This window comes from Bradyrhizobium sp. P2_E8, from assembly GCF_056403875.1.
In genome coordinates this window covers 1-574 of record NZ_JBFUES010001883.1, presented here as the reverse complement: position 1 = coordinate 574, position 574 = coordinate 1, and the positions used below count along the sequence as shown (strand labels likewise).

Below are 574 nucleotides of genomic sequence, written 5' to 3'. Positions count from 1 at the left end.
CTCATCGGCAGGGATAGCGGAAGTTTGCAATTAGCTTCGACACCGCAGGTACTGGCTTCCAAGGGCGGGCGTCGGAAGCGTACTTCTGCGCCGAACCCGGTCGGTGATCGATTTGAATGATGCGGCAACACATCTCCCACCCGGTGCCCCAATTGTTGGGACCGCCGCACAGATGTGTGATGWACRTCACTGATCGTAGATTGCATTTGGCCATKSTGSGRATAATCTGACGCTATTGCATTCGGGGGCTGGAATGCGGCTTCGGCTGTTTGCTTTGTTGATYCTTRCGACGTGGCTTTCGACYGGGCTTGGGACCGGCTCTGCGCTGGCCGAGAAGCGCGTCGCGCTCGTGATGGGCAACTCGGCCTACAAGAACGTGGCGAGGCTCGCGAACCCCGCGAACGATGCCGCGCTGGTCGGCGGCATGTTCAGGAAGGCCGGCTTCGAGACGGTCGACGTCAGGCTCGACCTGAACGTGGTCGACATGCGCAAGGCGCTGCGCGAATTCGGCAGCAAGGCCCGCGAGGCCGATGTCGCGGTCATCTACTACGCCGGCCATGGCATCGAGCTTGAC

Annotated in this window: 1 protein-coding gene; it reads left to right on the top strand. The window is 61.1% G+C overall.

The genetic code is table 11. The features are described 5' to 3' along the window. Positions 1–253: 253 nt before the first annotated feature. Positions 254–574: caspase family protein (locus tag AC1D00_RS44505; protein ID WP_477015129.1), on the top strand; the 321-nt coding region annotated here is incomplete at its 3' end.